The 13,525-nt window shown below is 39.1% G+C and carries 15 protein-coding genes; 4 read left to right on the top strand and 11 right to left on the bottom strand.

Annotation, left to right across the window (positions count from 1 at the left end; translation table 11 throughout):
- Positions 1-350 precede the first annotated feature (350 nt).
- Positions 351-893 carry a gamma carbonic anhydrase family protein gene (locus ESZ26_RS16435; protein WP_146800537.1) on the top strand — a complete coding sequence of 181 codons (543 nt, stop codon included), beginning with the start codon at positions 351-353 and terminating at the stop codon, positions 891-893.
- 12 nt (positions 894-905) lie between these two features.
- Here the strand turns inward: ESZ26_RS16435 and ESZ26_RS16430 are convergent, their stop codons facing one another.
- The 11 genes from ESZ26_RS16430 to ESZ26_RS16380 form a co-directional block, all read right to left on the bottom strand.
- Complete coding sequence (locus ESZ26_RS16430; protein WP_146800536.1) at positions 906-1,133, bottom strand: hypothetical protein; 228 nt, start codon at positions 1,131-1,133, stop codon at positions 906-908.
- Positions 1,134-1,135: 2 nt separating this feature from the next.
- The gene (gene aroE, locus ESZ26_RS16425) at positions 1,136-1,942 is read right to left on the bottom strand and encodes a shikimate dehydrogenase (protein ID WP_146800535.1); all 807 of its coding nucleotides are present in this window, start codon (positions 1,940-1,942) and stop codon (positions 1,136-1,138) included.
- A 135-nt stretch (positions 1,943-2,077) separates the two neighbouring features.
- Positions 2,078-2,776 (bottom strand): OmpW/AlkL family protein, encoded by a 699-nt coding sequence (locus ESZ26_RS16420; protein WP_146800534.1) that lies wholly within the window; start codon positions 2,774-2,776, stop codon positions 2,078-2,080.
- A gap of 287 nt (positions 2,777-3,063) precedes the next feature.
- Positions 3,064-3,975 carry an oxygen-dependent coproporphyrinogen oxidase gene (hemF, locus tag ESZ26_RS16415; protein WP_146800533.1) on the bottom strand — a complete coding sequence of 304 codons (912 nt, stop codon included), beginning with the start codon at positions 3,973-3,975 and terminating at the stop codon, positions 3,064-3,066.
- On the bottom strand, positions 3,972-4,520 hold the full coding sequence (gene tsaC, locus ESZ26_RS16410; RefSeq protein WP_146800532.1) for an L-threonylcarbamoyladenylate synthase type 1 TsaC: 549 nt from the start codon (positions 4,518-4,520) through the stop codon (positions 3,972-3,974). Before tsaC ends, hemF begins: the two co-directional genes overlap by 4 nt.
- 122 nt (positions 4,521-4,642) lie before the next feature.
- Positions 4,643-6,265, bottom strand: a complete 1,623-nt coding sequence (locus ESZ26_RS16405) for an acyl-CoA synthetase (protein WP_146800531.1) — start codon at positions 6,263-6,265, stop codon at positions 4,643-4,645.
- Between the two features lie 291 nt (positions 6,266-6,556).
- A complete protein-coding gene (gene purE / locus ESZ26_RS16400) occupies positions 6,557-7,060 on the bottom strand; it encodes a 5-(carboxyamino)imidazole ribonucleotide mutase (protein ID WP_146800530.1) in 504 nt (167 codons plus the stop codon).
- Between the two features lie 37 nt (positions 7,061-7,097).
- Complete coding sequence (locus ESZ26_RS16395) at positions 7,098-7,673, bottom strand: DNA topoisomerase family protein (RefSeq protein WP_146800529.1); 576 nt, start codon at positions 7,671-7,673, stop codon at positions 7,098-7,100.
- A gap of 75 nt (positions 7,674-7,748) precedes the next feature.
- Positions 7,749-8,222 carry a DUF494 family protein gene (locus ESZ26_RS16390; RefSeq protein ID WP_070375270.1) on the bottom strand — a complete coding sequence of 158 codons (474 nt, stop codon included), beginning with the start codon at positions 8,220-8,222 and terminating at the stop codon, positions 7,749-7,751.
- 9 nt (positions 8,223-8,231) lie between these two features.
- Positions 8,232-9,389, bottom strand: a complete 1,158-nt coding sequence (gene dprA, locus ESZ26_RS16385; RefSeq protein WP_223271685.1) for a DNA-processing protein DprA — start codon at positions 9,387-9,389, stop codon at positions 8,232-8,234.
- A gap of 58 nt (positions 9,390-9,447) precedes the next feature.
- Positions 9,448-10,545 (bottom strand): LysM peptidoglycan-binding domain-containing protein, encoded by a 1,098-nt coding sequence (locus ESZ26_RS16380; RefSeq protein ID WP_146800528.1) that lies wholly within the window; start codon positions 10,543-10,545, stop codon positions 9,448-9,450.
- Between the two features lie 124 nt (positions 10,546-10,669).
- Here ESZ26_RS16380 and def point away from each other — a divergent pair, with 124 nt between their 5' ends.
- Genes def through rsmB form a run of 3 tightly spaced genes read left to right on the top strand, consistent with a single transcriptional unit; the run spans position 10,670 to position 13,505 of the window.
- The gene (gene def, locus ESZ26_RS16375; protein WP_146800527.1) at positions 10,670-11,179 is read left to right on the top strand and encodes a peptide deformylase; all 510 of its coding nucleotides are present in this window, start codon (positions 10,670-10,672) and stop codon (positions 11,177-11,179) included.
- A 35-nt stretch (positions 11,180-11,214) separates the two neighbouring features.
- Positions 11,215-12,207 carry a methionyl-tRNA formyltransferase gene (fmt, locus tag ESZ26_RS16370; RefSeq protein WP_146800526.1) on the top strand — a complete coding sequence of 331 codons (993 nt, stop codon included), beginning with the start codon at positions 11,215-11,217 and terminating at the stop codon, positions 12,205-12,207.
- Positions 12,207-13,505: a 16S rRNA (cytosine(967)-C(5))-methyltransferase RsmB gene (rsmB, locus tag ESZ26_RS16365; protein WP_146800525.1), complete on the top strand. Its 1,299-nt coding sequence runs from the start codon at positions 12,207-12,209 to the stop codon at positions 13,503-13,505. Before fmt ends, rsmB begins: the two co-directional genes overlap by 1 nt.
- Positions 13,506-13,525 lie beyond the last annotated feature (20 nt).

Below are 13,525 nucleotides of genomic sequence, written 5' to 3'. Positions count from 1 at the left end.
TAAAACGTTAAGTTAACTGTTTAGCTCTTATACAGAGTAGTTAACTTATCAAAACGTCCGTTTGGGTTACCCCTTGGAACTGGAGCGCATTCTAGACATTTCTCGCTGGGCGTCAACCCTTTTTTGTCATATTTTTGAAATAAACGTTTGTTCGCTCAATTAACGTACAGGCCGCATTTTTATTGAGGTTTATTCGAACAAATCTCACATTTATTAACCATCTAACTATAATTTACTAACATGGTATTCTTGTAGGTATTTATATTTATACTCTATATAACTGATATTTTTTCATCCTTTAGACGTTATTTGCTAAGATTAACGTACCAGTTCACAACTTAATCGCCATTATGAATAAAACTAAATTCCGTAGCTATAATAAAATCACGCCAAAATTGGGCAAAAAAGTCTATGTTGATGAGTCTTCTATACTTGTTGGAGATATATCTATCGGGGACGATGTCAGTATATGGCCTTTGGTAGCGGCCAGAGGTGATGTTAATACTATTAGCATTGGCAATAGAACCAATGTCCAAGATGGTACGGTATTACATGTAACCCGTAAAAGCGCTGGTAACCCAACCGGTAATCCTCTCATTATAGGTGAAGATGTTACCGTTGGTCACAAGTGCATGCTGCATGGTTGCACGTTAGGAGATCGTATACTTGTTGGTATGGGGGCGATCATTATGGATGGTGCTGTTATTGAGAATGACGTTTTCATTGGCGCAGGTTCTTTGGTGCCTCCCCATAAGACGTTAGAGAGTGGTTACTTATATGTGGGTAACCCGATAAAACAAGTAAGATTGCTAAAAGAAAGTGAGCAAGCATTTCTTAGCCAATCCGCAATTAATTATGTTGAGCTTAAGAATGAGTATCTTGCTCAACAATAATTACTTAACCCACTACTTATAGTCTAGCTCTATTCGACTTTCAGGGAGTGGCTCATTAACGTCGAGCCATTCCTCAACGATTACTTCTAAATCAAATTTCAATGCATCACTTAGTACATTATGCTGTTCACACTTAATAAGAATATCAATACGTTCACCTGAGAGTAAGCCCGAAAAGACCCAGCCCTTTTGGTTTTTGTCATAAGTAATGTCGTCGTTGAAGATTATTTGCTGGTTCATCTTTAATCCTCTTGTCTTAGCCTATTTAATACCTGTGCTGTTACAGGGAAAACATTTCGCCAAATCCTAAAGCTTTCAGCGGCTTGTTCTACCAACATACCTAAGCCATCAATGACCTTAGTTGCTCCATTTATTTTTGCCCAAGCTAAAAAGGGGCTAAGTTCTTTGCCGTAAACCATATCATAACAGTCCGTATTAGCGACAAGCGCTGTTGATATCGGTGGAATTTTACCTGTTAAGCTGGCCGATGTTGCATTAATAATAAGGTCAAATTTTTCTTCTCCCAGATCATCAAATCCGGCCGCCGTTAGTTTATTGTTATTAAACTTTTTAATTAACTGTTCCGCTTTACTGACCGTTCTATTGGCGATAATGATTTTCTGTGGTGCTTGGGCTAATAAAGGTAAAATGACGCCTTTAGCAGCACCACCCGCGCCAAGTAATAAAATACGACTATTTTTTAATAATATTTTATGATTAAGAAGGTCTTGTACAAGCCCTTCCCCATCGGTGTTATCGCCTAATATTTCTCCATCAACAAAGGTTAAGGTATTTACAGCGCCAGCAAGTTGAGCTCGCTCGGTTAGTTGATCACATAACGCCATCGCTTGCTCTTTAAAGGGAGCTGTAATGTTGGCACCTTTAGCGCCACTTTGCATAAAAGTAATTATCGTTTGTTCAAATAAGTCTAGGGCCACATATTCACTTTGGTAGTTAAGTTGCTGCTGAGTTTGCTGAGCAAAAGATTGATGAATAATGGGCGAACGTGATTGTTTGATGGGGTTACCAAAGACGCGATATTGATCCATAGAAGGCACTGAGTAATTAATTATACTTAAGATTATCGTAATAAAGCCATGATGAATATAAAAAAAGCAGTAACCTTTATATAAAAAGTTACTGCCTTATAAGCGTATGATTAAGTGTTAGCGCTATTAATAACGCTAAAACTTATAACCTAACATGATTGAATAAACCATAGGATCAATCTCTACTGACGCAGACCCTTTAATGTTACCAATTTTGAAACTAGCATCGGTATTAATATCAATATAACGAGCGGAAGCATTTACATGCCACTGATCATTTATTAAGTAGTCGGCGCCGACTTGAAATGAGAAACCTAATGAACCATCTAACTCTAAATCATTAAAACCTAAAGATTCAGGTGTACTTTTAAAGCCTTCATCAAAAAATATGGTGTAATTAATACCAATGCCAACGTAAGGTTTTACGTTAGCGGCATTATTAAAATAATAAAGTGCACTAATTGTTGGTGGTAACTGTGTTACTTCGGCTAGTGTTGCACCGTCAACGTTTGCACCAAACAGCCCAGCAGAAATACGCTGTTGATCATCGATGATGACATCATGGGTAAATGGTGTTGCAGCTAAAACTTCTACCGCCCAGTTGTTATCATAGAAATAAACAAAATTTAAGCCTAGTTGAGTATTGTCTTCAACAGAAAGAGATAACGGCGTGTTACCTCCTAATGCTGCAACATAAACACCTGACTTACCGCTATCAGGGCTAACCATAGTGGCACCACCACGGAAAACGAAATCTCCTGCTTTATAATCTTCAGCGAAGGCAGTTAAAGAAAGAGAAGCTAAGACAGCTAAAGTAAGTAAACGTTTTTTCATGTGAAAAGTCCCTATTTATTTTATGGGTATTTGATGGTGCGGATTTTATAGAAACTTAAAAATAAAAACATGACCTAGCGCAATAAAATTGTCTTGTTTTACTTTTATTTGAACCTTATAGAAATAAAGGGTAATTGATATTAAATGACCGTGGGATTTGTAAGCTTTGCAGATGTAATATGAAACACTTAGCGTAATTTATATAAAAAACGAGAAGCTTAACGCTTCTCGTTTAATCGGTAATTAATAAAATCTAGCAGACTTATTATAATTATAGGCGATAAGGGTTATTGAGCTAACCAGTCTTGTGGCACTAAGTACTGTGCCAGTTCTGCTTCTTGACTTGTTGGGTCGGGTTGATAATTATATTCCCAACGAGCGAGTGGTGGCATCGACATTAATATTGATTCTGTGCGGCCACCTGACTGTAAACCAAATAAAGTTCCACGGTCAAAGACCAAATTAAACTCAACATAGCGGCCACGACGGTATAATTGAAATTGACGTTGTTGCTCAGAAAATTCAATATGCTTTCTTTTTTCGATAATGGGAACATAAGCGTCAACAAAGCCTTGCCCAACAGCTTTAATGTAATTTAAACAGGTGTCAAAATCCCATTGATTCAAATCATCAAAGAATAAACCACCAACACCACGCGTTTCATCGCGATGCTTTAAATAAAAATATTCGTCACACCATTGCTTATGTTCGTCATAAACATTTTCACCAAAAGGCTGACAAAGGGATTTAGCGGTTTGGTGCCAATGAACAACATCTTCTTTTATCGGGTAGAAAGGGGTTAAATCAAAACCACCACCAAACCACCAAACAGGCTCTTCACCCTCTTTTTCAGCGATAAAAAATCGTACATTAGCGTGTGACGTTGGAATATAAGGATTTTTAGGGTGAATAACTAATGAAACACCACAAGCTCGCCAAGTTCTTCCCGCTAATTCAGGACGATGGGCACTTGCTGATGGAGGTAGTTTATCACCCGAGACTTCTGAAAAATTAACACCACCTTGTTCGATGACAGTCCCGTCGGTTAATACTCGAGTACGGCCACCACCCCCTTCAGCGCGTATCCAGTTATCTTCAACAAACTGCCCGCTACCATCGGCAGCTTCTAATGCTGAACAAATATTGTCTTGCAGTGATTTTAAAAATTCAATGACTGTTGCTATGCTTACTTTGCTCATGTGCGAATTGTCTCTCCGGTCAGTGCATCAATTATCTTTGACGGTTGAGTATACCCTAAAGTATTGCCTTTTATGATGAAATCGATTTCAGCTGACAATGTTTCTTCAACTTCTTGCCAAGTTCTTGCTGGTTGCTCTCCCGATAGGTTGGCACTGGTAGAAACAATTGCTTTATTTAACTTATTGCATAGCGCTACTACATCAGGTTGGCTGGTCAATCGAACAGCTATTGTGGAAAATTTCCCGGTAAGTAGCCGATGAGTATTACTGTTTTTTGGCAGTAACTGAGTAATACCGTCAGGCCAGCGAGAAAGTATACTAAAGCGTTTATCTTGCGGTATTTTACTGTCATCAATATAAGGCAGTAATTGAGAGTAGTTAGCTGCTAGCAAGATAAGGCCCTTTTCTGGAGAGCGGTTTTTAATGCTGAGTAACTTTTCAATAGCGAGTAAATTATCGGGATCGCAACCTAGGCCAAAAACAGCTTCGGTTGGATAAGCAATAATACCACCTTGGCTGTAAGCCTCTACGGCAGAAGTCATCATAAATAATAATGGAAAATAAAAGGATTATTTTCTGATTATACGGCGTTTATCTAGCAGATAAAATAAGTGTTTAATTTCAGATAAAAATAATTTTATCGCCAAAATTAAACACTTGATAGTTATCAGAGACTTTTGACTTTTTCACGTAAAATAAATTTTTGTACTTTACCTGTCGAAGTTTTTGGTAAATCACTAAACACGATTTTCTTAGGGGCTTTAAATGTAGCCATATGTTCTCGACAAAAACTAATGATATCTTGCTCTGTAGCGCTTCGGCCTCGCTTTAATGAAACAAAGGCACAGGGTGTTTCACCCCATTTTTCATCACTTTTAGCAACAACAGCTGCCTCTAAAATATCAGGGTGTTGATATAAAATACTTTCGATTTCTACTGAAGATATATTTTCTCCACCTGAAATAATAATATCTTTAGAACGATCTCTTATTTCAATATAACCATCGGGATGCTTAACGGCTAAATCACCAGAATGAAACCAACCATGTTTAAATGCTTCATTGGTCGCTTTCTCATTTTTTAAATAACCTTTCATCATGCTATTACCACGAAACATAATTTCACCAACCGTTTCAGCATTACAAGGTACCGGTTGCATCGTGTCGGGGTCTAATACATCGACTTCTTCTTGCGTAGGGTAGCGCACACCTTGACGCGCTTTTAACGCCGCTCGTTCATCGTCACTTTTATCATTCCATTCATCTTTCCACTCACTTACCACACAAGGTCCATAAACCTCGGTTAGACCATAACCTTGAGTGATATCAAATCCCATTGCTTCCATTCCTTTAATGACAGAAGGTGGTGGTGGTGCACCCGCGGTCATAATATTTATGCCACGCGGTACTTTTGCCAATAGCGCTTGATCTGCATTTAAAATCATATTTAAGACAATTGGCGCGCCACAAAAATGGCTGACCTTATGTTCAATTAAACTTTCAATGATTGCGCTAACTTCTACCTGCCTTAAGCAAACTTGTGTTCCACCCACAGCAACAACAGTCCATGGAAAACACCAACCATTACAATGGAACATTGGCAGTGTCCACAGGTACACAGAGTTATTACCTAATGGCCAGATCATGTTGTTACCCAGCGAGTTTAAATAAGCGCCACGATGTGAATAGACCACACCTTTTGGGTTACCCGTTGTCCCTGAGGTATAATTTAACGCCAGTGCTTGCCATTCATCATCAATTAAACTTCCTGTGAAATTTTCATTACCTTCAACAAGTAAGTCTTGATACTCAACACAACCTAAACGCTCACCACCTTCACTCATTACATCATCGATATCAATAATCAGCGGTTGACGTGAACATAAGGTTAGTGCTTTTTTTACCACAGATGAAAAAGCTGTGTCGGTTAAGAGTACGTCACATTCGCCATGGTCGAAAAGAAAAGCAATACTCTCAGCGTCTAAACGAATATTTATAGAATGTAATACTGCCCCCGTTAACGGCACACCATAATGGGCATCTAAAAAGGCAGGGATATTAGCCGCCATTATTGCCACAGTATTACCGGGCTTAACACCGCGTTGCATTAATGCTGAGGCTAGGCGTCTGACATTATTACGGTATTCGCGATAAGTAATTTTTTGTTTACCATGAATTATGGCAACGCGTTCAGGATGAACATCGGCGGTTCGGTTTAAAAAGTTAATCGGTGTTAAAGGCTGGCTATTGGCTGCAACTTTTTCTAAGCCTTGGTCATAAATATTATTCATCGACTTTCCTCATCATATTACGGTGCTGGTAGCTATTTAGTGCTACTTAATTTTTGCACTCACTGGGGATAGTTTACGCCTATTATTGTGTATAAAAATTATCCTTTGGTCTAATGGCGTAATTTGACTATTAACATTCGTCGCAGTACATAACTAGACGAGTCTTGTAAGGATTATGGTATTTATTCGCAGGAAGTCTTTATATTTTAACTAAACAAAACATAAGGGTAAATGTTGGCAATAAAAAAACCAGCAAATAGCTGGTTTTTCAAGTAACGGATAAAGACTCAGTTAAGTTAACTTTGCTTGCATCGCTTCATCTTTCGCAAGTAAAGCAATAACATTAGCTGCACGTTCTGCTTTTACTTTTTCAGCAATAGATTGATCAGCAACACCTAATATCTGTGCAGCTAAATAACCGGCATTTTTAGCGCCAGCTTTACCAATAGCAACAGTTGCAACCGGTATTCCACCTGGCATCATAACGGTAGAAAGTAAGGCATCATGACCTTGTAGTGGTCCGTTATCAATTGGAACACCAATAACTGGACGAGTGGTCATACCTGCAACAGCGCCGGCTAAATGTGCCGCTAAACCCGCAGCACAGATAAATACTTTACAACCACGTTCTTCAGCGTCCTTTACATAAGCTTTAGCAGCATCAGGCGTTCTGTGTGCTGAACGAACACGTACTTCGTGTTCAATACCGAATGTTTTTAAAACGCTGATAGTCGCTTGCATAACAGGTAGGTCAGAATCTGAACCCATTAAAATTGCAACAAAAGTTGATGACATTTGTCTCTCCAGAAGTTTAGTTAAATAATTGCACTTATTATATCTCTTTACGCTTATAGGTGCATTTCTTTTCTGGACATATTATGACATTACCGCTGGCCATTTTGCGCTTCACTAATATCGGCCATTGGCATTGAGGGCATTTTTCAGCAACGGGCGGGTAATTAAGGACATACTTGCATTTAGGATATTGCTCGCAAGAATAAAAAGTTTTTCCATAGCGATTGGTGCGCTCAGTTAATTCTGCTTGCTTACCCTTTTTCTGACACTGCGGGCAAGCTACACCAACGTCTTCTTGGCCACTAGTATCTTCAATGTGATGACATTGAGGATAATTAGAACAACCGATAAACATTCCATATCGGCCTTGTTTAACCGCAAGTTCATGTTGACACTCTGGACATTCAGTGCCGGCTAAGACTTTATCTTCTAAACGTTCGTGTTCGACAACTGGACGGGTAAATTCGCAAGCAGGATATGAAGCACAGCCAAAAAACTTTCCTGACTTACTATTCTTTATAACAATTTCACTGCCACATTCTGGGCACACTTCATACGCTTTTTCTAAAGCATGTTCGTGCTGTGAAAATAAGGGTTTATCAGAATTAGGCATAATGCATTCACTAGAATATTGTTAACGTTATTATGCCACGATTAGCTAAACTTAAGCGAGTTATACGATTGACACTTAATGTAATGGGCCTTCTTGCTCATCAAAAATAAGATCTTCCATTTGTGAGTAAGCATTTTCTTTACCTGGCACATTAAATAGCACCATAAGTACCACCCACTTTAAATCATCAATCGAAAAGAACTTAGTGTCTAATTCCATTACGCGGTCAATAACCATTTCTCGTGTGGTAAAATCAAGGACATTAACTTGCTCTAAGAACAAGAGAAAACCTCGACACTCTACGTCAAGTAATTGCATTTCATCATCAACATAAACACGAACTGAACGACGCCCTACTCGCGTTAAATACGGATAAGCATCAGTGTCTTGCAATGCAGCTAGCTTTTCTAACCAACTTAACGCTTTATATATTTCGTCTTGATGAAAACCTGCTCGGGTAAGTTCATCCGTTAATGACTCATGATCCACCATAATTTCGGCTTCACTATGTATATAGTTTTCAAAAAGATACATCAGTATATCAAACATAATTAGCCCCTATTTTACTCTTAGGTAACCTCCTGGAACCGTAGCAACCAGACCTTTAAGCTCTAACATTGTTAACCGAGTTAGTACTACATCTATCGGTAGTCTACTTCGTGAAACCACCATATCTACGGGGGTGATTTCATAACCCACACTAGCTAACAATGAATCGTTAAACAAGTGTTGTTTTTGACTTTTTTCTAAGCTTTGTTCTTTCTCTTTGTTTATTGTTAAGTTTAGACCACTTTGTGGCAGCCGATCTATTTCATCTACTATATCGGCAATATTATCGACAAGTTTAGCACCTTGTTTAATGAGCCAATGACACCCTTTAGCTTGCGGATTATTAATAGTGCTTGGTATAGCAAACACGTCACGATTTTGTTCTATGGCGCAACGAGCGGTTACCAAGGAACCACTTTTAATGGTGGCTTCAACCACAAGCACACCGATACTTAAACCACTAATAAGTCTATTTCGCTTGGGAAAGTAACCGGGTTTAGGTGGCGTGTTAGGAGGGAATTCACTGATAATAGCACCATCATTGTCTAGAATATTTTTTGCGAGTAATCGATGCCTTGCTGGATACACTTGGTCTAAACCGGTTGCAACAACCGCAATGGTGTTACCTCCTACGGATAAAGTGCCCTGATGAGCAGAGCCATCTATACCTAGCGCTAAACCACTCGTGATCACTAATCCTGCATTTGCTAACTGCTGTGCAAATTTAAAGGCATTCTCTCGACCATTAATACTGGCATCTCGACTCCCCACCATCGCAATTTGCGCTCGGTTTAATAGGCTAATATTTCCTTGGGCAAATAAAATTAACGGCGGATCATAAATTTGCTTTAACTGTGCGGGGTAACGCGAATCAACAAAAGGAATAATACTACTAAGACATTGCTCAGTGGCAGCAATAATATCAGAGATTCTTTGCCAATCAGGAGTTCTGATCGCCGCTCTTTGTTTTTCAGTAAGGTTTAATGAAGACAGTTGTTGTGAGGAATGAAAGAGTTGTTCTACTCCAAAGAGTTCTACCAGTCTTAATTTTTTATGGATTGCTAGCCGTGGTATAAGCTTAAGCGCTAGCCAAAAGTGACTTGCGCTTTTATTTTTATGCTCATCGCCTTGTTGAGGAATATCAGCTGAACTATGCTTTACTGTCACTGTCTTCTCCTTAAGTACAGCGGTTTTTACTTGTTAATTAAGGTCAATTGCCTACCCGTTAATTTTCCATCGGTGAAGTAATAATATCTTGTAATCGAAGTGGTTTACTTGAACGCATAACGAGCGCTAAGCTAACTTGCTGATACACTTTAAAAACCATCATCTCGCCGACAACCTCTTCTGGCATTTTATAATCAGAATTGTCAACATTTGCCATACGATTCCAACGAGATGCGCCTTTGGTATACGTTGGACCATTACTTGTTTCAACAACACCTGGACTGATCCGTTTTACCGAGACAATATCTCCTTGTTCAACAGCATGCTCTGCACCGCGATTAATCATCACGACTTCGAGTTTTCCAAATTCGCTCAAACCACTCATACTGTTTATAATCAGTCCACGTAAAGATTTAGTCGCCGGCTTTAGGGTAAAAAATGATGGATATTGTTGATTTTCATTAACCGGCATAATGAAATCACCTGAACGAATTTCTTGTTTGACGCCATCGACATACAAGGTAGCGGGTACGTTATTGTCACTATCACCGCTACGTAAAACTTTACCCGTACCGACAACACCAATGTTGTAGCCTAGAAGCTCTTGCGTTTCAGGGTCATAAATCGGCTTTTCTTTTTGATATATGCCGTAACCTTTGCCCAACTCTAATTCGCCGTTTACATAGAGATTAAAGCCGTCAATACTTGAATTATAACCTTCATCACTGCCTAATATATAAGGGAGCTTTGCAATGTCATCTTCCGATAAAATTCGGCTGTACTTGATATAAGGCGCAATAACATCCAAGGATAAGCTTGAAATAGCAGATTGATCTTTTAATTGTACCCGAGCTCGAGGCGACCATTTAAGTTCAGGTTTGCCACGCACTAACATCGGTTGTCCTTGTTCGTCAAAAACTAAGCGAAGTTCGTCACCCGGATAAATTAAATGAGGGTTATTAATATCAGGATTCAGTCGCCACAACTTTGGCCATAGCCAAGGCTGCTTGAGGAAGATTGCTGAAATGTCCCACAAAGTGTCCCCCTTTTTAACAAAGTAAGATTTTGGAGCATTTTTATTTAATGTTAACTCATCAGCAGCAATCAATACTGAGAAAGACAAGCTGACGATTAACAATAAACTACGTATTAGCATGATAGTTCGCCTATTAAACAGATATATTAAGCTTTTAGCCTAAACCACTATTATTAATTATATTTAATAGCTAAAATTGAAACATAACACTCAATGCGATATTTCGCGAATTTTTTGAATATTTATGACTATTTTAAACGTACTTAGATTTCCTGACGAACGCTTGCGCACTAAAGCGGCACCTGTTGAAAACATTAACAGTGATGTACAACAAATAATTGATGACATGTTTGAGACCATGCGAGAAGAGAACGGTGTTGGTTTAGCTGCCACCCAGGTCAATGTCCATCAGCGTATTGTTGTGATTAATGTTTCTGAAGACGAAGACCAATCTTATGTCTTGATCAATCCAGAAATAATTAGCCATAGTGATACGACCGAAATTAATGAAGAAGGTTGTTTATCTGTGCCCGGTTGCTATGCAAAAGTTGACCGTTACACGGAAGTGACCGTGAAAGCGCTCGACCGAGACGGACAAGCCTTCACCTTAAACGCAACTGAGTTACTAGCAGTTTGTATTCAACATGAATTAGATCATCTAGATGGTAAGTTATTTGTTGATTATCTATCACCATTAAAACGCCAGCGTATAAAAGCAAAACTAGAAAAAGAAGCACGTTTAGCCAACAATTAATTATTGTTTTTATTAATATAATTCGGAATAAAACCTTGTCAAAAGCTCTTAAAATTATTTTTGCTGGCACGCCAGACTTTGCTGCACAACATCTGGCGGCGCTCATTAACTCTCATCATGAGGTGGTAGCGGTTTACTGCCCTCCCGATAAACGTGCTGGACGTGGTAAGAAGCTAACCGCTTGTGCTACCAAAGAACTCGCTTTAGCGCATGATATTGTTGTTGAACAACCGGTTAATTTTAAAGACGCTGGCGATCAAGAAAAGCTGGCCAACTATAATGCTGATATTATGGTGGTAGTCGCTTACGGTTTATTACTGCCAATGGTTATTTTAGAAGCACCACGTTTAGGCTGCGTAAATGTACATGGCTCAATATTACCGAAATGGCGTGGCGCTGCACCTATTCAACGTTCATTAGAAGCAGGTGATAAAGAAACGGGTGTGACCATTATGCAGATGGACAAAGGTTTAGACACCGGTGACATGATAGCTAAAGCAACCTGTGAAATTACTCAACAAGATACTAGTGCAACACTCTATGACAAATTAGCTCGTATTGGTCCGATTGCTTTACTGAGCACACTTGATTTAATGGCTGAAAATAAACATAACGCCGAACCTCAAGATAATAATTTAGCTAACTATGCCGCCAAACTTGATAAAGATGAAGCAGAATTAGATTGGCAATTATCCGCTGCAGAGCTTCATCGTAAGATTCGTGCTTATATGCCATGGCCAGTCGCACAATTTACCTTTACTGATGAAAAAAATACCGAACATCGTATTCGTGTTTGGCAGGCAAGCTTTACTGATGATGCTCATGGCTATCTTCCTGGGACAATAATATCGGCAAATAAAAATGGCGTTACTGTTGCTACAGCCTCTGGCTCACTATGCTTAGCGTCATTACAATTACCCGGTAAAAAGCCAATGCCAGCGCGTGATATTTTAAACGGAAAAGCACTATGGTTTGCTGAACATAGCAATATTAATAACTTAACTGCAAACAACTTGAGTGAACAATAATGGCGACTAATATTAGAGCTCTAGCGGCAAGGTGTTGTTTTGCTGTTGTCGATAAAGGCAGAAGTCTTAGCGATGAATTACCCAAAGCTCAAGCGAAAGTAGAAGGTAAAGATAAAGGCCTTTTACAGGAACTTTGTTACGGCGTTTTACGCTATCTACCTGCCCTTGAATATGACTTACGCCAGCTAATGGATAAACCATTAAAAGGTAAACAACGGGTTGGTCACTTTCTTATTCTAGTGGGTATATATCAAGTAAAACATACCCGTATTCCCGACCATGCCGCGGTGAGTGAAACGGTAGCGGCGACAAAACCTTTAAAGTGTGATTTTTTAAGAGGTTTAATTAATGGCGTCTTACGTAATATTCAGCGGAATCTAGCCAAAGAAGATGCTGCTGAAATTGCAGCAAAGTTACCTGATCCGATAAAATATTCACACCCTAGTTGGTTTATCAAAAAAGTTCAAAACGCTTATCCAGACCAATGGCAAGAAATTCTTAATGCTAATTTAGAGCGACCGCCGATGTGGTTAAGGGTCAATCAACGCCACCATAATGTCACTGAATATTTAGCCTTACTTGAGCAAGCAGAAATCCCTGTAGCGCTTGTTGACGATAAATCATCAGCGATTAAACTCGTTAATGCTGTTGATGTTAATAAGCTACCTGGTTTTATTGATGGTTGGATCTCAGTTCAAGATGGTGCGGCTCAACAAGCCGCGACATTACTCGATACACAAGCCGGCGATGTAGTACTTGATTGTTGTGCTGCGCCAGGGGGTAAAACTTGCCACATTCTAGAATTAACCCCTAACTTAGCTAAAATGACGGCCATTGATATTGAAGAAAGTCGTTTATTGAGAGTAGCAGAAAACTTATCGCGTCTTAACTTATCAGCCGAAGTGATTACTGCTGATGCTGCTTCAAAAGAATGGTGGGATGGACAACTTTTCGACCGTATTCTGCTGGATGCGCCCTGCTCGGCTACCGGAGTAATTCGTCGCCACCCCGATATAAAATGGTTGAGAAAAGCAGAAGATATTGAAAAGCTGGCAATATTACAGCAACAAATATTAAAAAACATTTGGTCTTTGCTTAAACCCGGCGGTACTTTACTTTACGCAACCTGTAGTATTTTACCTGAAGAAAATATTGAGCAAATCGAACAGTTCTTATCTGAGAATAACAATGCTAAATTAGTACCAATAACAAATGAGCAAACCGACATTGGCTGGCAAATTTTGCCAAATGAACAATCAATGGATGGTTTTTACTACGCTAAATTAGAAAAACAATAGGGTCTGTTGCTCTTTCAACT

The organism is Colwellia hornerae (assembly GCF_007954355.1).
Lineage (GTDB): Bacteria > Pseudomonadota > Gammaproteobacteria > Enterobacterales > Alteromonadaceae > Colwellia_A > Colwellia_A hornerae.
Note: the sequence above shows the minus strand (reverse complement) of the source record. Positions and strands in the feature narration are given on the sequence as shown.